Origin of the sequence: Psychrobacter sp. T6-6 (genome assembly GCF_052258185.1) — a bacterium.
In the GTDB taxonomy this organism is placed as follows: Bacteria; Pseudomonadota; Gammaproteobacteria; order Pseudomonadales; family Moraxellaceae; genus Psychrobacter.
Genome location: NZ_JBQQEX010000001.1, coordinates 50,408 through 68,452 on the forward strand (window position 1 = coordinate 50,408; position 18,045 = coordinate 68,452).

General features: G+C 44.0%; 17 protein-coding genes. 8 read left to right on the forward strand and 9 right to left on the reverse strand.

The window, feature by feature from the left end; genetic code table 11:
* Positions 1 to 4: 4 nt before the first annotated feature.
* From ACTXGL_RS00165 to cysE, 3 genes are all read left to right on the forward strand, one after another.
* The gene (locus ACTXGL_RS00165; RefSeq protein ID WP_443524036.1) at positions 5 to 385 is read left to right on the forward strand and encodes an Hpt domain-containing protein; all 381 of its coding nucleotides are present in this window, start codon (positions 5 to 7) and stop codon (positions 383 to 385) included.
* Positions 385 to 1,263 (forward strand): RNA methyltransferase, encoded by an 879-nt coding sequence (locus ACTXGL_RS00170; RefSeq protein ID WP_443524038.1) that lies wholly within the window; start codon positions 385 to 387, stop codon positions 1,261 to 1,263. The genes ACTXGL_RS00165 and ACTXGL_RS00170 overlap by 1 nt, the downstream gene beginning before the upstream one ends.
* Before the next feature lie 189 nt (positions 1,264 to 1,452).
* Complete coding sequence (gene cysE / locus ACTXGL_RS00175) at positions 1,453 to 2,367, forward strand: serine O-acetyltransferase (RefSeq protein WP_443524040.1); 915 nt, start codon at positions 1,453 to 1,455, stop codon at positions 2,365 to 2,367.
* Positions 2,368 to 2,642: 275 nt separating this feature from the next.
* On the opposite strand, the gene ACTXGL_RS00180 is transcribed toward cysE, so the two are convergent.
* From ACTXGL_RS00180 to pheA, 7 genes are all read right to left on the reverse strand, one after another.
* Positions 2,643 to 3,914 carry an RCC1 domain-containing protein gene (locus ACTXGL_RS00180; RefSeq protein ID WP_443524042.1) on the reverse strand — a complete coding sequence of 424 codons (1,272 nt, stop codon included), beginning with the start codon at positions 3,912 to 3,914 and terminating at the stop codon, positions 2,643 to 2,645.
* 182 nt (positions 3,915 to 4,096) lie between these two features.
* Positions 4,097 to 4,687: a 2-amino-4-hydroxy-6-hydroxymethyldihydropteridine diphosphokinase gene (locus tag ACTXGL_RS00185; RefSeq protein ID WP_443524044.1), complete on the reverse strand. Its 591-nt coding sequence runs from the start codon at positions 4,685 to 4,687 to the stop codon at positions 4,097 to 4,099.
* Positions 4,620 to 5,045 (reverse strand): dihydroneopterin aldolase, encoded by a 426-nt coding sequence (gene folB, locus ACTXGL_RS00190; protein WP_443524045.1) that lies wholly within the window; start codon positions 5,043 to 5,045, stop codon positions 4,620 to 4,622. The genes ACTXGL_RS00185 and folB overlap by 68 nt, the downstream gene beginning before the upstream one ends.
* Before the next feature lie 54 nt (positions 5,046 to 5,099).
* Positions 5,100 to 6,053, reverse strand: a complete 954-nt coding sequence (rarD, locus tag ACTXGL_RS00195; RefSeq protein WP_443524047.1) for an EamA family transporter RarD — start codon at positions 6,051 to 6,053, stop codon at positions 5,100 to 5,102.
* A gap of 225 nt (positions 6,054 to 6,278) precedes the next feature.
* Positions 6,279 to 8,567, reverse strand: coding sequence for a bifunctional prephenate dehydrogenase/3-phosphoshikimate 1-carboxyvinyltransferase (locus ACTXGL_RS00200; protein ID WP_443524809.1), 2,289 nt, complete (start codon positions 8,565 to 8,567; stop codon positions 6,279 to 6,281).
* A 165-nt stretch (positions 8,568 to 8,732) separates the two neighbouring features.
* Positions 8,733 to 9,875 carry a histidinol-phosphate transaminase gene (hisC, locus tag ACTXGL_RS00205; RefSeq protein ID WP_443524049.1) on the reverse strand — a complete coding sequence of 381 codons (1,143 nt, stop codon included), beginning with the start codon at positions 9,873 to 9,875 and terminating at the stop codon, positions 8,733 to 8,735.
* A 92-nt stretch (positions 9,876 to 9,967) separates the two neighbouring features.
* The gene (gene pheA, locus ACTXGL_RS00210) at positions 9,968 to 11,140 is read right to left on the reverse strand and encodes a prephenate dehydratase (RefSeq protein ID WP_319050389.1); all 1,173 of its coding nucleotides are present in this window, start codon (positions 11,138 to 11,140) and stop codon (positions 9,968 to 9,970) included.
* A gap of 551 nt (positions 11,141 to 11,691) precedes the next feature.
* On the opposite strand from pheA, the gene ACTXGL_RS00215 reads away from it, so the two are divergent.
* Both ACTXGL_RS00215 and ACTXGL_RS00220 read left to right on the forward strand, forming a co-directional pair.
* Entirely contained in the window at positions 11,692 to 12,633 is a 942-nt protein-coding gene (locus ACTXGL_RS00215) for a transaldolase (protein ID WP_319050388.1), read from the forward strand.
* Between the two features lie 105 nt (positions 12,634 to 12,738).
* Positions 12,739 to 13,191 (forward strand): surface-adhesin E family protein, encoded by a 453-nt coding sequence (locus ACTXGL_RS00220; RefSeq protein ID WP_319050387.1) that lies wholly within the window; start codon positions 12,739 to 12,741, stop codon positions 13,189 to 13,191.
* 104 nt (positions 13,192 to 13,295) lie between these two features.
* Here the strand turns inward: ACTXGL_RS00220 and ACTXGL_RS00225 are convergent, their stop codons facing one another.
* On the reverse strand, positions 13,296 to 13,811 hold the full coding sequence (locus tag ACTXGL_RS00225; protein ID WP_443524811.1) for an adenine phosphoribosyltransferase: 516 nt from the start codon (positions 13,809 to 13,811) through the stop codon (positions 13,296 to 13,298).
* 423 nt (positions 13,812 to 14,234) lie between these two features.
* Here ACTXGL_RS00225 and ACTXGL_RS00230 point away from each other — a divergent pair, with 423 nt between their 5' ends.
* Together ACTXGL_RS00230 and ACTXGL_RS00235 are read left to right on the forward strand one after the other, a co-directional pair.
* Positions 14,235 to 14,399, forward strand: a complete 165-nt coding sequence (locus ACTXGL_RS00230; protein WP_057759803.1) for a rubredoxin — start codon at positions 14,235 to 14,237, stop codon at positions 14,397 to 14,399.
* A 27-nt stretch (positions 14,400 to 14,426) separates the two neighbouring features.
* Positions 14,427 to 15,476: an alpha/beta fold hydrolase gene (locus ACTXGL_RS00235; RefSeq protein ID WP_319050386.1), complete on the forward strand. Its 1,050-nt coding sequence runs from the start codon at positions 14,427 to 14,429 to the stop codon at positions 15,474 to 15,476.
* A gap of 123 nt (positions 15,477 to 15,599) precedes the next feature.
* Here the strand turns inward: ACTXGL_RS00235 and ACTXGL_RS00240 are convergent, their stop codons facing one another.
* A complete protein-coding gene (locus tag ACTXGL_RS00240; protein ID WP_443524051.1) occupies positions 15,600 to 16,631 on the reverse strand; it encodes a WG repeat-containing protein in 1,032 nt (343 codons plus the stop codon).
* Positions 16,632 to 17,042: 411 nt separating this feature from the next.
* Here ACTXGL_RS00240 and ACTXGL_RS00245 point away from each other — a divergent pair, with 411 nt between their 5' ends.
* On the forward strand, positions 17,043 to 17,975 hold the full coding sequence (locus ACTXGL_RS00245; protein ID WP_443524052.1) for a DMT family transporter: 933 nt from the start codon (positions 17,043 to 17,045) through the stop codon (positions 17,973 to 17,975).
* Positions 17,976 to 18,045: the final 70 nt, after the last annotated feature.

The window sequence follows — 18,045 nt, forward strand, 5'->3', positions numbered from 1 at the left end:
AACAATGACTGACATGACAAATAATAATACAACTGGTCAGACTGATGAAGAGATTGTCAATCATGAACAGTTTGAAGACATGCGTGACTTACTAGAAGAAGACTTTGTCGATTTGATACATGTATATTTTACGGACAGTCGTCAAAGAATCGAGACATTACGCACTGCCCAGCAAGAGAATGATAACGCTACCGGCTTTGAGGCAGCTCACGCCCTAAAAGGGGCGAGTGCAAACTTAGGTACTACTCAATTAGTCCGCCTGAGCAGCGAGCTACAAGAACACTGCCGTGAGCGCCATATCAGTGAGCACGCAGACTTGATTGAAGAAATCGCTGGCGCATTACAACACGCTGAACAAGAAATCAATCAAAGATTGGGGCAATAATGAGTAACGACACTTTATCATCTATTGAGCACGCCCGTACAGTGAATGATTATCTTAACTGTCTACAAGTCGTGATGGTCAATACGACTCTACCTGCTAATATTGGCTCGGCGGCCCGTGCAATGCATACAATGGGTTTGTCTCGCTTGACAGTCGTCGATCCCAAACTACCGATTGATGACACCAGTGTCTCACATGCAGCAGGTGGCAGTGATCTGTTGTCCGCTGCTATCATCGCGCCTACCCTAGAGGCGTCTATCTCTGATTGTCAGTTGGTATTTGCTGCCAGCAGTCGCAGTCGTCATCTGCCTCGCCCTGTCGTGACACCCACACAGGCCGCCAAAATCACGTTTGACTTTATTGATGCACAAGCAGCTTTAAGTACAGATGATAGTGATACTTTATCTGCTGCGCCTTCTCGCAAGCCAAATATCGCTATACTATTTGGACGTGAAGACCGCGGATTGACCAATGAAGAATTGGCTTATGCAGACTATCACATTCAAATCGATGCCAATCCTGCCTATCCAGTACTAAATGTCGCCTCCGCAGTGCAAGTCATTGCTAGCTTTATTTTTGCTTATGCTCAGACACACGTTCAGGCAGCAGATGATTTGGATACAGAGTCAGATAACACGACTCAGCCGACACTTGATGTGCATTTACGTCAGCAATGGGACGAGCCTGCTATCACTCAGCAGCAGCTGCAACAGCTCACTCAGCGCGCTACGGATCTTATGATCAATCGTGGTCTGGCAAATAGCGAACATCTAAAATCATTGCCGTCCCGTTTATCTAGGCTTGGCTCACGTCTGCAGCTTGATCAAAAAGAGTATCAACTATTAAGTGCTTTGATTGCAAAACTCTCAAAAGATTAAGGTAAGTTATTGCTCATCACCTCTATTTTATTTGATAGCGCCTTACTATATTTTAGGGCATAAAGCTGTTATAACTTGAGAGAGACTAGCGGCTATACGTTTCCATTGTTATCCGAATATCATGACCACAGATAAGAGACCCTGCCATGTTAGCAGTGGTACTCTATAGACAAATAGATAGGACCCTTTATGTCAGTGCCAGCCAAATTGTTCAAAACACTTGCCAGCATCAAAAAAGATCTAAAAGAAGATGTTGAAGCAGTATTTACCCGTGATCCTGCAGCACGTAATAGCTTGGAGGTTGTTTTGACCTACCCTGGTATTCATGCGCTGATATTGCATCGCGGTGCGCACTGTCTGTGGAATAATGAACAGAAACTGGCGGCTCGTGTTATCTCTTATGGCTCACGTATTATTACCGGTATCGAGATTCACCCTGCTGCCAAGATTGGTAAGCGCTTTTTTATCGATCACGGTGTCGGTGTCGTTATCGGTGAGACCGCTGAGATTGGGAACGATGTGACCTTATACCACGGTGTCACTCTAGGCGGGGTGTCTTGGAACAATGGCAAGCGACATCCAACGCTAGAAGATGGCGTGACCGTTGGTGCTGGTGCCAAAGTATTGGGGCCATTTACTGTCGGTAAAAATGCCAAAATTGGCTCAAATGCAGTGGTAGTTAAACCGGTGCCAGCAGGTGCAACGATGGTCGGCAGTGCGGCTCGTATGATCTCAGATTATCACGATGAAAAAGGCAATCCGCTCACGACTAAGGTACAAGATGCCAAGCAGCAAGAAAAAGTTGCGAAAGCAGGTGACAGCAGCGAAGATCAAACAACTAACACTACCCCTACCGCAAAACGTACCAATACGTTTCGTGCTTATGGTATTGACCCCTATTCACAAGACCCTGTTGCAGAAGCTTTTGCTAAAATGCTTGAACACATCCAACAGTCAGAAAATCGCCTCGATCAACTACAGTCAGCGATGTGCGATATCGATCCCAATTTTTGCAAAAAAGAGTATGACAAGCTGTGTCTAGAAGACTTAGATGTGATTGGTCGTGTTGATGTAGAAGATATCAATGATGAGAAAAATCGCTAAGACAGTCGTTAAATGTAGGCAGTACTATTGCCGTATAGACTGATAAAAAATGCTTATATAGGTTTTAGTAAAGAACCAATGAAATCAAAGCGGGATTGGATAAAATCTACCATGTCTGCATACATGGCGGATTAACCTTCTTAATTCTCAAGTAAATTCCAATCTTGCAAATCGTTGCTTTTCATCTCAGAGTAAGACGCACGAGCTAGTAGCGCGTGATAAAAGATATCTTTTATTGACTGTGACATAGTGAGCCTTCTTAATTTTAAAGTTAGTTACTTGTTAGCGTGAATATTGAAGAGTGATTTTCTTGGAATTAGGGTTTTGTCTTTTGAAACATATCTTTTTGTTTGAATGTCGCCAGTACCAAATTGTGCTAAGTAATTTGACCCCCAAAACCAAGTATCACCTAGAGTTGATATAAACTCGTTACCATTGCCTGCAACATACTGAGAAACCCTAATATTACTCATCACTTTAATAGGTCTAGAAATATTGCTTCGATTTGAGGACATCTTTCCTTCAAAAGTATACATACCCCAAATATATAAATCTCCATTATCCGTATTGGCAGAGTATGAATTCATTTTTACCACTTTACTAAGTCCATCCACCTTTTTAGGCTTGAGGCTATTTTGAAGCGTTCCTTGAGCTGTCCATCCACCACTACCATCACCCCAACTCCATAAAGAACCATCTTCTAGAAGTGCAAAATTTCCGAACCCATATGAGAAATCAACTACTTTTCTAGGAACATGTACCTTCTCAAGTCCAAATAGATCTTTTTTGTGTTTGAAATTTTGATACCCTGAATTATCTTCAAACCGTCCTAAATCTTTTGGATAAAAACCTGTCGTATACATTTCACCTTTGTCATTAAGTGCGAAAATTGTACTAATGCTACCTTGTACTTTCACTATGTTCATATCATTGAACATAGTGATTTTACATATCCTAAACTCGTTACATTCGCTAGGATAATCATTCTTATTTCCTAAAATATAAACGCTTCCATCTTGTGTTAAAAATATCGAAGCAAACTCACTAGCATCTATGTCTACAACATTCTCAATTCCTTGAATCTGTCGTAACTCTTCAATAAATGTATCATCATCACTAGGATCTATCTTTCCATGATAGTTACTACCCCAACCCCATACTGTGCCATCTTTTCGTAGTAGTAACATATGACCAGCACCTGACACAGCTACCGCATCTTTAACACCCTCGACTTGCCTAGGCGTTGGGTCTTGTCCTGTCTTAGTCTCGCGCAGTAGACCATCTGTACCCCATGTCCAAAGCGTCCCATCGTTTTTTACCCCTGCGCTCCATGAGCTGGTCATGGCTAAGCGCTTGGGTTCGACGTTAATCTCAAGTGGGGTTTCTAACGGCTCATCTAGCATATTTGCCACAGGGTATTTGTCTTCGATAAAAGATTTAAGGTGCTCGGAAGGGGATTTATCGCAGGCAGGTAAAGTAGATATAATGATTATTGCTACTAAACTCTTGATTATTTTTTTCTTCGAAAGGTTCATTGGTTTTTGCATAGGTAGTAGTATCTTGAGGATTACATCGTCACTTATACTAACAATTGCCTAGATAATCGCATAGTTTTTATTAGATTTTTGTCTAGGAAACTGATGGGTTAAGGCAGAGTGAATACTGAACAGCGATAGTTTTAGATGAAAAGATATAATTGTGATTAAGATACGGCCACTTACTAGCCAAATTAGAGCTTGGTTAAAATTAATTCCCTGACTCCCGCTTCCTCGTGCGCTTTAAATGGATAACGATCGGCCATCACAATCCAATCAGACATTGATTTAGATATCGACTCTTCGCTTAGGCTATTTTCTTTATCAGCCAATTTAATCATCAAAATATCAATGTCCATTGTCACTCGCCGTACTTGATTCGGTTCAGTCTGTCGACATCTATGACAATCGCCTTCAAGCGTTCTAAAGGTTTGCTGTAGCTGCTGCAGGCTCATTGGCGTTGTGAGTACTAGATAGACACATTGATTGGTATAGTCAGGCTTTGGTTGTTCCAAACTTGCGGTGAAATCAGGATTTTGAAAAGCCGTAGATAAGCGAATGTTACCTAGCGCAGCTAAGCTATTTCGAACGAGCGGAAGATACTTGTCAGCTTGATAGTTACTCCCAAGCGCTAACACTACCTCCAACACAAGCTGTGCTTGCAGAGTCTCAGATGCGCCTTGTTTTAACGTTTCTAAGTCCAAATCTATCGACGTTTTATGCATCATCGGCTTGGCTGTCATCAGCGTCTGTAGTAGCTGGCTCGTTGGTTGACGCTGGTGCATAGCGTGTTATTTGCACCCCGACTGCGTCGGCTTGAGTGATAGCCGTCGGTTTAGCAATGCTCAATGTTATCTTTTGACAGTCATATTTTGCAAATATTTTATCAGAGATCTGTCCCGCTAAATGCTCAAGCAGCTTTGCTTTTATCTCTTTGCACCACTCGCTCACATCATCGCAAACTTCTTTATAGCTGAGTGCATCACTCACATCATCTGACAGTGCAGCAGCGCTAATATCAGTCTCAAGTGCGATATCAATGAGCAAAGGCTGAGTAATGGCTCGCTCCCAGTCAAAAACGCCAATCACGGCTTCAACTTTTAGACCCTTTATAAATACGACATCAGACTGGGTATGGAACATACGTCTATCCTTATTTACGAATTTTTATTTGAGTGATGAATCTTTTATCCAAAACTATTGCAAAGCTTCTTCTCGTAAGCGCGCCGCCTTTAACACTTTACTTGGACGATGTCGCCATAGGTCGATGCTAAATAATAGCAGACCTAACCAAATTAGCCCAAATACTGCTAAACGATTTAAATCAAACGGTTCTTTATAATAAAATACCGCCAAGAAGAAGATAAACGTCGGCGTCAGATAATTCATAAAGCTCAAGATACTATAAGCGACAAGCTTGGTAGACTTATTAAACAATAGCAACGGTATCAGGGTGATCGGACCTGCAATCATAAGCAGCCAAATGTTTGAGCTGAACCAAAAGCTTAGCTGGTGACTAACCACGTCAGACTGCCAAAACCACCACAGGCATAACGGTACCAACATCGCCGTTTCAACAAACATAGCATCCACAGCAGTTAATGGCGTTTGTCGCTGGATGGTACCATAAGTGCTAAAGCTAAACGCCAAAATCAACGATATCCATGGCAGGCTGCCAATCATCACCACTTGAATGACGACAGACAGCAGTGCAAACCCAATAGCAACCCACTGCAAAGGACGCAAGCGCTCTTTGAATAATATCATTGATAATGCGACGCCTACCAACGGTCCAATAAAATATCCCAAACTGGCCTCAAGGATACGGTCATGATTGACCGCCCAGACATAGGTGAGCCAGTTGGTGGCGATAATCAAACCAGATACTAACGATAGTGCAATCCATCTTGGGTTCTTTTTGAGTGTCTCTATCCACCCCCAGCGTTTGGTAGCCACTAACACAATCAGTAGGCAGCAAAACGTCCAGACAATACGATGCCCAATGATCTCAGTCGCATCATAATCAGATAGTTTTTTGAAGTATAACGGAAATCCGCCCCAGATAAAAAATGCAATAAGCGCTGTAATGATACCGCGCCTGGTAGTAGTAATGGGAGCAACAGGTTTTTTGATGACATTTTGGGTAGTCATAATATAGGACAACTTTTTAGAGCAAAGCGCGCCCTCACCTAGTTTTGATTGTTATTATCGACATCATGGTGGAAGCGCAGGGTTACTACAGTGAGATTATAAGGTAAAAAGCAATGTACTCATGCCAGTAGTGACATGAGTACATTGCTAACGATGTAATACTAAATTTTTATTGATGCGCTGTGTTGTCAATCAAGAAGATGACACTAACTGGCATTTGATGATCTATTGGGCACCAGTATCCACTTGATCAACGTCAATAGACATACCGATTTGGTTGGCAAGCGTCGCAAATCCTGGGAAGCTGGTATTAACTGTCTCAACCCCTTCGATAGTAATTTGCTTGGATGCACGTAAACTGGCAACAGAGAAACTCATCGCAATACGATGATCATGATGCGAGACAATGTGACCACCACCAAAGACAGGCTGGCTGTTGTTTATATCGCCGTTCTCAGTAGCAGTGCCTTTGCCTTCGATAATCAGCCCATCATCAGTCACGGTACAATCGATACCAAGTGTGTGTAGCCCTTCTGCCATTACGGCAATACGGTCTGACTCTTTGACGCGTAGCTCTTTAGCTCCAGTCAATACGGTACGGCCTTGCGCACAACTGGCTGCAATAAATAGTACAGGGAACTCATCAATTGCTAGTGGCACAAGATGCTCTGGTATCTCAATACCGACCAAGTTTGAGCTGCGAATGGTAATATCAGCCACTGGCTCGCCGCCAACGTGGGTCTCATTGCTTAGGCTAATATCTGCATTCATCAACTTGAGAATATCAATGACACCCGTACGTGTCGGATTAATACCGACTTGTGTCAGTGTCAGTTCGCTATTTTGACTGATAGCAGCAGCTACCATAAAGAATGCAGCAGAAGAAATATCAGCAGGAACCGCAATATCACCACCTGTTAACTCACCGCCGCCAGTGACACTGATACGATTGCCTTCTACAGTCACAGGATAACCAAAAGCCGATAACATACGCTCGGTATGGTCGCGGCTGACCTCAGGCTGTGTGACGGTTGTCGTACCCTCTGCCCACAGTCCTGCTAGGAGCAAGCAAGACTTGACCTGCGCTGACGCAACTGGCATATCATACTCAGCACCTTGCAATGGCTTACCGACCGTGTCACGACCAGTGATACTGAGCGGCGCGGTGCCACTATGACCCGTACTCTGAATCATTGCCCCCATTGACCGTAGCGGTGCCGCCACACGCTCCATCGGGCGTTTGTTTAGACTGGTATCGCCAGTAAGCACACTATCAAACGATTGCGCCGCTAAAATACCAGATAGCAGACGCATACTGGTGCCTGAATTGCCCATATATAGTGGGATCTTGCTTGGCTTTAGACCATTCATACCAACACCATGGATGATCAAGTTTCCATTGTCAGGACCTTCGATAGTGACGCCCATATCACGAAATGCTTGTAGCGTTGCAAGGGCATCCTCCCCTTCCAAAAATCCGGTCACATTGGTCACGCCTGTGGCAAGACTGCCAAGCATGATGCTGCGATGCGAGATGGATTTATCACCAGGGATCGCAATGGTGCCAGAGACAGTGTTGCTAGGGGTAATATTATAAGAAGCTGACATGGCAGAAGTATCCGTATAAGGGGTGCTGGCTAACATATGGCCAAAATGTCGCCGTGCGGCTTGCGCACGGCCCAAAAGTCCCATCAGGGCGGTTGAATCTTGATCGATGATGAGCTGGCGCATGGTTTGTAGATAGACACCATACTCATCAAGAGCGCTCACAATGGCGCTTTGATTGGCAAAAAATATATCGTGCCACATTTTAGGGTCGCTGGCGGCAATACGGCTAAAATCGCGAAACCCGCCAGCGGCATATCGAAACATATCTAAATTATCATCATGGCTAGCCAACTGTTCAACCAAGTTAAAGGCAAGTAAATGCGGTAAGTGACTGGTATGCGCCAGTATACGATCATGATGATCGGCTGGCATAGACATCACGTTTGCGCCTACGGCTTCCCACAATAGACGCAACCTTGCGATTGACCTTGTGTTGGTAGTCGGTAGTTCGCAAACAATGACGCTATGGTTGACAAACAAGTTGGCGCATCTGGCATGATACCCTGAATTTTCAGCCCCAGCAATCGGATGCGCGGGCACCAGTCCTACTGGCAACGCACCAAACACAACTCTTGCAGCATCAATGATATTGACTTTGGTACTACAGACATCCGTAATGATGCAATCGGTAGCAAGCTGTCCATCATCCATTGCTTGCTTGATATCGACAAACACTGCTTGTACTGCCTGTACTGGCACGGCAATGATAATCAAGTCACTGCCGCCAGCAACGTCTAGAAGGGTGGCGCTGCCCGCATCCAGTAAGCCGTGCTCAATAGCCTCAGCAATACTTGGTGCATGTCTGTCCACTGCTACCAGACGCTCACTGAGACCATTATCTTTGATGGCCTGCGCAAAGCTGGCACCAATCAGCCCAAGTCCGATCGCACAGACTTGTTTAAACATAGGTTGGGGTATATTCAAAGACGGTCGAATGTTGTTTTTTTTCTGATGACTCACGGCTTTTCTCGTTGAACACGCTAAGATAAACTTAGATAAAGCATACCCTAGCGTTATAAAATTTAATGACTCATTATCATATTATTTGGTTAAAACCATCTATCAAGCCGCTCAATCTTCGGTCAAAATAGAGCGCAACGTATCAATCAAACGCAGATTTTCTTCGGCCAAACCTACTGTAATACGTAGCCAGTTAGGTAAACCATAAGCTGCCAGTGGACGGACGATGACACCTTGCTTAAGTAGCGCTTGGTGAATGGAGTCAGCGGTTATATCTTCCATCTCAACTTGTATCTCAACCATAATAAAGTTGGCATGCGACTTCACAAAACCCAGACCTAACGCATCAAACTGCTTTTCTAACCAACGCATTTGCTCGTCGTTCATCACACGAGTCTCTTTGATAAAGTCTTGATCGGCAAGTGCCGCTGCTGCTGCTGCTAGACCTATACGGCTGACATTGAACGGTTGACGAATACGGTTTAATAAGTGCGCAACAGCGACTGAGCTTAGGGCATAACCCACGCGCAACCCTGCTAGTCCATAAGCTTTAGAAAACGTACGGACGATAACCACATTATCAAACTCATCTAATAGTGCGCGGTTATTACTCTCAGGACTGTATTCGATATAGGCTTCATCCAATACGATCAGTACTGAGGGTGGCACACTGGCAACAAATTGACGCAGCGCCTTTTGCTCTAGCTGAGTACCCGTTGGATTATTAGGGTTGGCAATAAAGACAATTTTGGTATTAGGATTATCCTGAACCGCTTGGCTCATGGCTTTTAAATCATGACCAAAACGCTGGGCAGGCACTTCAATATCTACAGCGCCTTGCATTTTCGCTAACATCGAATACACCACAAAAGCGTATTGGCTATAGACGATAGCATCATCAGTGCCAACAAAACTACGCGCCAAGATATCAAGCAAATCATCAGAGCCATTACCAAGCGTAATCTGATCAGCACTGACATCATTAAAGTCAGCCAAAGCTTGCTTTAGGTAATAGCCATTGCCATCAGGGTATCGTGCCAGTTGACCCAATTGCTTGGTCATTGCTAGGGTCACACGCGGTGAGCACCCCATTGGATTCTCATTGCTAGCCAGCTTGACCACATCTGAAACACCATACTCGCGGGTCAACTCCTCAATCGGCTTACCTATTTGATAGGGTGTTAATGCCAGAATACTGTCATAAGCAGGCACAAGTGGTAATAGTTCTGATGATGTCAATTGAGAATCTTGCATGGTTCATCCCTAGATGTTGTCTCTAAATACTACCTTTAAAATCCAAGACCCACTTATTGTATGTTTATACCAATAAGTGCTGCCTAAATATTTTATAGGACGGCTTTTGGATACGAGCCTAATATGCGCAAATCTTTCACCAATGGGCGAATATCATTGATAGCCGCACTGACATTTGGATCATTGATATGACCATTCATATCAATAAAGAACACATACGCCCATTTGTTAGGACGCTCAGGACGAGTCTCAATACTGGTCATCGATACGCCATGATAGGACAAAGGCTTTAGTATCTCGATAAGCGCACCCGCTTTGTCGTGCGCTGACACAACAATAGAGGTTTTATCTTGACCAGATGGCGCGATGGCTTCATGACCGATGATTAGGAAGCGCGTGGTATTGCTTGGGTTGTCTTCGATGTTTGAGTAAAGCTTGTGCAGGTCATACTCTGCCGCTGCCACATCACCTGCAATCGCTGCTGAATGCCACTCGTTTTTTAGACGGCGGGCGGCTTCACCATTGCTCGATACGGCAACGCGCTCAACATTGGGAAAGTTCACATCTAGCCAATGGCGACACTGAGCAAGCGATTGCTGATGTGAGTAAATGCGGCTCAAGCCATCAATTTTGGTGTGTTCAGCAACTAAGAAGTTTTGATGAATCGGTAGCTCAACTTCACCAATGATCTTTAGGGTAGAAGATAAGAATCCATCCAAGGTATGATTGACCACCCCTTCTGAAGAGTTTTCGACAGGGACCACGCCATACATCGCGGTACCCGCTTCAACTTCACGGAACACATCCGTAATCGTCGTCATAGGCACGGTATCTGCGGCCTTACCAAAATGCTTGAGCGCGGCGGCATGCGTAAAGGTACCGACTGGTCCCAAGAAAGCAATACGCTGCGGCGCTTCTAAATCCAAGCATACTGACATGATTTCACGGAACAAACGCGCCATTTTTTCGTCAGCGATAGGACCGGTATTACGCTCCATTACTGCTTTTAGTACTTGTGCTTCGCGCTCAGGACGATAAAAGATAGGGTTACTGGTATCATCAGTGGCAATATGGTTTTTCTTTACTGTAGCGACTTGCTGAGCCAGCTTGGCGCGGTTATTGATGAGTGTTTGGATCTCGCAGTCGACTGCGTCAATATTTTGACGAATATTGTCTAAAAACTCTTTTTCAGTTGCGGTATCGCTAGCGCCTGCGGTGGTTTGATTTAGATTGTCCATATTTTGATCTGGTGACTGCTCGCTCATTACCGCCCATCCTTTTTAGATTTTATCACTGTTAGGTATTGCTATTGTTTAGGTGTTAATACTGCTTAATCTTACTGTCTTTTATATACTTTAATTACTAGGTGCTTTAATTGCTAGGCACCTCAATTATTAGGTGCCTCAATCATTAAATGTTTTAACTGTCAGGTGCTTTAACTATTAGGCGCTTTGATTGTCTTTACATATCAATGATTATATACAATGTTATTTGTGTATAGCCCCATGATGGAGTCATTCGAAAGTCAGTTACGCATTAGCGTCATTTACTGCTGATACTATATGCATCATCAAATACAGCTGCTCGACATATAGCCGGCTCTACTATAACAAAAACTTGAGTCAGTGCCCATTCGTAAATGCGCATAAATACACCAATAGCCATTAATATTAGCACAGTTAAGGCACATAACAGCGTCGCACAGCACAACTCTGGGCAAACACATGCTCAAAACTGTGTTACAGTCTCAGTTCAGCTCCCTACCCTGCTATATATAAGAGGAGCATCATATCATTACTAAAAAAAAGGATACCTGATGAGCGCATTACAACAGCTACGCACCATGACTACCATTGTTGCTGATACTGGTGACCTTTCGGCCATTGCACGTTTAAAACCTATCGATGCGACTACCAATCCAAGTCTAATTACCAAGGCTATGGTTCACCCTGACAATCAAGGCATGCTATCAGAGACGATGAGCCGTCATAATGGTGACGTTGATGCCGTGATTGATGCACTGACCATTCAAGTGGGCTGTGATATTTTAGAGCTGATTGAAGGACGGGTTTCAACCGAAGTTGATGCGCGTTTGTCTTACGATACTGGGGCAACTATAGATAAAGCACTCGCCTTTATGGACGCGTATCAAAAAGCTGGTGTCAACTCAGAGCGAGTCTTGATAAAAATGGCAGCGACGTGGCAAGGCATTGAAGCAGCACGCTATCTTGAGACCCAAGGTATTCACTGTAATTTGACTCTGTTATTTGGACAACATCAGGCTATCGCTTGTGCAGATGCTGGCGTAACTCTAATCTCGCCTTTTGTGGGACGTATCTTAGACTGGCAAAAACGCCAACAGAACCGTCAAAACGTACCCGCTTCTGATGACATGGGCGTACAATCAGTCAAGCTCATCTATCAATACTACAAACAGCATGGTTACCAGACGCAAGTAATGGGTGCCAGCTTCCGTTCGACTGAGCAAATTTTGGCATTAGCAGGCTGTGATTTGTTAACCATTGCGCCCAATCTCATTGATGAGCTAGCAACCATGGACACTGAGGTGACACGCCAGCTATCGCCTAGTATGTCAATGGACGTACAAGCAATGACCCAAGTCAGCTTAACCCATGAGGAATTTAGCGCCGCCTACCAAAAAGATAAAGTCACACAAGACTTATTACCTAAAGGTATCGATGGCTTTATTGGTGCACGTGATGAACTTGCCAAAGCACTAACTGCAATCCGTGGGTAATAAAAGAGACAAGATTCACACTGGTGTCATACAAAAGATATTTGCCTGCCCACAGTAAGTTGGCTATCATGAGCGACTTCAGATAACAAGAAGCAAGGCTTAAGTATGAAACGGCTATCAATGTTATTGGCAGGCAGTGCTTTGGCGTTTAGCGCCCATGCAGCCAATTGGGTAGAAGTGTCCAAGAGCGGCTCTGGATCGGTTTTTAGTTTAGATTTGGACTCTATTGAGAGCTCTGACATCAAGATCATTGATGAAAAAGAGGTCGAAAATATCACTGTCTCTATGCTAAGAACCTATCCTAAGCAAAAAGAAAAAGATACAGTGAAAGAAAAAACTATTCACCATAGTGACCAGCAGCTCCTGATTTCTTGCAAAGACGCCAGTTACTACAAAAGAGCTTATGTCAATTATGGCGCTGACAATAAGGTCATCAAGTCATGGCAATCAGAAAAACCCATACTGACCACCAAAGACTTTAAAGTCACGACACCAAAGACAGTCGGACGCACACTGGTTGAACGCGCTTGCAAAAGCTACGAACAAGATGAAGCATAATACATTAGACCAATCATAAAAAAAGCGCCCTGATTATTTTCAGGGCGCTTTTTTGTGGCTGACAGCAACGACTTGCGATTGATCTTAGTCTTTTAGTATTGGTTTTAGGCTTTTAGTACCGTATAGACGGGGACTGGAAACGCGCCATGCAGATCTACTAAATCTAATAATACCAATGCACCTACTACCGTATGCTCCGCTGATTGACACAGCTCATACGCTGTCGTCAGCGTACCACCAGTCGCCAAAATATCATCGACCAATAGTACACGCTCAGGTGGCAGATTGTTTTGCATCTCAAGCGTATCTTTACCGTACTCAAGCGCGTATGCCTTATTGGCAACAGGTGGTGGCAGCTTGCCTGGTTTACGGAGCAAGATCATACCTTTACCCAAACGGCCTGCCAACATACTGGCAAATACAAAACCGCGTGCCTCAACAGCGCCTAAACAGTCCACTTCATCCATCAAACCTTCTGGTAACGCATCAAGTAGTGCATCGATGACAGCATCAACATGACTGCGCAGTAACGGGGTAATATCATAAAAATCAATGCCAGGTTTTGGAAAGTCTGGTACTGTGCGAATAATCTGCCAAAACGGATGGTCAGTGTTGAGCATGGTAGTCGTCTCATTTTCGGTAGTGGCAGATGCGGCGGCGGCATTAATACTCATGTTAACCCTTAACTTATATGTTTATCTGGTTTGAATGATGAATGGGTATGGCTTCTATACTAATTGGTTAATCGTATATCAGCGTTAAATAACGGGTAATTCTGTGAATTTAGCGGCGATTATTATAGCATAACTGGCTTTCGTATTGCGGACTGGCGCCTTAGATTGTATTACATTACAGCAAAATAGAGCATATGCTAGCCTTGATAAAAGGCAAGTCATCTCAATATACAAGTGTAAACTTAACTATGAAAATAACGGTTATATGCTAAACTACGTGCGTTTTTGCAGTCTAATATGATGACTGTGATGCTACACATGAGTGTTTATGACGCACTATAACACTAGCAATGATCGATAGGACTATTTATGAAACGTTATGAATGTATTGTCTGCGGCTGGATATATGATGAAGCACTTGGCTGCCCTGAAGAAGGTATTGCACCTGGTACCAAATGGGAAGATATCCCTGATGACTGGACGTGTCCTGAGTGCGGTGTCGGCAAGCTTGATTTTGAGATGCTTGAGCTGTAATAGACGACCCTCTAATTAGGACACTTCATGACAAAATCAGATGACATCAATAGTGCCAAATTGCGTGAAACTTCAGACACAGATCTAGATAATACGCCAGATTTTTATCCAGCGCCTGAATGGCAAAAGTTTGGGGATCACCAATGGCGAGACTCCGATCTTAGCAAACACCTCTACCAAGCGATGATTGATATTGGTGATGGTATTGAGCTATGTATCGAAGCTGGCGGCAACCCCAACAATCCACCTTTGTTAATGATTATGGGGTTGGGGTCGCAAATGGTATTTTGGCCGGATAATTTTATCAAACGCTTTATTGATGCTGGTTTTTTTGTGATTCGTTTTGATAATCGTGATATCGGCCTGTCCTCTAAAGTTCAGATCGATGGTCTGCCCCGTATTAGCCAGCTCAAAATGATGATGCGTCTACAAACGGGGCTGTCAAATAAGAGCACTCAGGTTGCCTATAACCTGACTGATATGGCAGAGGACACCGCACGTCTGATTAAAGTTCTAAAACTCGGTAGAACGCACCTGCTTGGGGCCTCTATGGGCGGTATGATTGCACAAATCGTGGCCGCGCGTTACCCAAGTTTGGTTCAGCGTATGGCACTGATGTTCACCACAACCAATCGTGCTTTTTTAAAACCGCCAAAGCCCAAGCAGCTATATACCCTCATCAATCGCCCAGAGAGTCACTCTGAGCGTGATATCGTACGCCATAGCGTTTGGTTTATGAAGACAGTTGGTACGCCAGGTCATGTCAATGTACGTATGGTGCGCGAAATTGCCAAAATCCGTTATCAACGCAACTTCCATCCCCTTGGTACTGTACAGCAGCTCAATGCGATCTTGGCATCAGGCTCTATCAGTCGCTTCAGTAAGCAAGTCAAGGCACCGACTATCGTACTGCACGGCAGCGCTGATGGGCTACTACCTGCATCACAAGGCCGAGTAGTTGCCAAGACCATTCCCAATGCTACGTTTCATCTGATCGAAGGCATGGCGCATGATATTCCAGAGTACTATCAGCCTTATATGGTCGATTTGATCAGCAATCACTTGTCAGATAAATAACCATTTGTCTATGATAAAGAGCTGACGAATAGCTGTTGTGAAAAAGAGTGTAAACCTTATCAATCACTGATAGGGTTTACACTCTTTTTTTGGCTATCTATGTAAGCTAAGCGTGACGCTGCTCTACTCACAGCTAATAGCAGTACCCTCTTTATCAATGCACATCTTATTGCCATTTTTTAGGTTACCAATCCATGCTTTGCCATCCGTGAATAAAAATGACGGCTTGCCTTTGTAGCTATCATTGGCCAATACCCCATCATTGGTAAAGCGAAAAGGAATCACCAGCTCACCGCCAAGATTCACAAACCCCCACTCATTACCAATACGTACACCAGCTAATTGCTCAGAAAATGCTCGGGCTTCATCGAATGAATAGGTAATCATCGTAACGCCACTATCATCTACAAAACCCCACTTTCCATCTTGCTGTCGGGGTTGCAACGTCGTAAAGGGTCTAGGTGTGGGTCGCTCCGATTGTGATGATGATACATTGGTATTGCTAGACGTGGTCGGTTGTTCAGTTGTCTGACTGCTACTCCGAGCGTTTGGATCGTTAGTCGCATTGCCGTTTTTGTCCAACCAGCTGGTTGTGCTGTTTTTGCGGACGCGCGTCACACCATTACGATAGTCATCAATCTCATCGATTGTCGCTGAAAACGAGACAACGGTACTGTTGGACGTGTCAATAACGCCATAGTTGCCGTCCTTTTTTACCACGATACGCCCATCGGATACTGGGCGCGCCCATCCTTGGTTTCCTGTGATCATATCGTACATTACCGGTATAACCTCACGGCCCTGCATATTGAGATAACCGACATGGCTGTTGCGTAGCACAGGTAGTAGACCGCCTGATATCTTATTGGCATCAACTTTTTGATAGCGTGATAAGTCGACAACTCTTTTACCCTTGCTATCAATCAAAGCCACTGGTGCACCAAAGTCTTTCTCTGCTAAAAAGTAACGACTACTAGCCGTACAGGAGACATTTTTGTAGTAGCTTTTGGGAAGCTTACAGCTGGCTGCTTGTGCGCTTGGTATCAAAAGTACAGCACTAGAGAGAACACCAATAGCAACGCTAAACTGCGATATTCTTAGGGAAGATTTAGAAATTACATTTGACGGTATATTTGACAAAAAATGTCGGAGCATGAGCAAACCTAGGCAAATAGTATAGAGTGTTTGGTATAGCACATTGAGCGCTAGCCACATCATAAGGCATTAGACTAACAAATAGTCATGTGCACGCCAACGCCATTCCTGTAAGGATGTGACTCGATTATATAAGCGCTGTTGTATAAATATCAACACCGCCACATAGCGCATAAACTCTCAAATAGTTTATAAATTCTTAAAAACTTGAACTTTTGGAAATTAATGCTCGTGAATGTCTGACTTTGTATCTGCCCTTTATTTAAGCACTTTCACTACCTATCGTAGTAATCTTTCTAAAACTAAAATAAATTTTGGTTTTACCATTTCATTTCTCGCCTAAAACCACGACAATATGCCTTTGGTCAACCGACATATGTGCCGACTGAAATAATAATATAAGGACGATTTATGGCAATTGCTTCTTCACGCGCCGCCCCTATTGGCTTGGTTATTGGTTGTATTATTTTTGGCTTGGGCAGTCTGATTGTCGCTCATGTCGATATCGGTGGCTGGGCGATGTCGTTTTGGCGACTGGCCATATCAGGCGTCGTATTTGCCTTTTTAGCCAAAATAATGGGACAACGAATACCTCAGTCAAGGCGTGCTATTTTTTATGGTTTGTTATCAGGTGCCTTTTTGGGATTAGATTTGGCACTTTGGCACGAGAGTATCTATGCCGTTGGTCCTGGTATCTCGACCCTACTCAACAGCTTACAGATCTTTTTCTTGGCGGCAATCGGGTTTTTATATTTCAATGAACGCCAATCTATCGTACAGATCATCAGTTTGTTTTTGGCGATGTTGGGCGTGGCCATGATTGGCAGTCCTGAGTTTGCGCATAATACAGCTGCTACTTGGGGCTTTGTCACCGGTATTGTCTCAGGCGCGATGCTGGCCGCATCAATGACCTTTATTCGTAAGACACACGATACCGAGCCTGTACCGATCTTTATGCTGATGCAACTGATCAGTATTGGCGGTGTTTTAGCGATGATTATACCGATGTTTGTCTTTGATACCGGTCATATATTGCCCAATACATGGTCTGAGATTGGCTGGGTACTTGTCTACGGCACAGTGATGCAGTGCTTGGCATGGGGTCTGATTGCCTACTCGATTCCTAAGCTATCTCTGGCACTGACTGGATTATTACTATTGACTGAACCTATCGCTGCTCTCGTGATTGATTACAGTTGGCTGGACAAACCTATCAATAGCTTACAATGGGGCGGCGCCTTATTGACTATGTTTGCCATTTATTTAGGATCACTGAAACCCAAGCCTCGTGCACTACGTCGTTATGGGTTTTTCTCAAAATTTTATAAGCGGGACTATAAGTAAAACTGCGTTTTTGACTGAATGCGGTCAGCCAATAAAAAGCGCCCACACTATCAATAGTATGGGCGCTTTT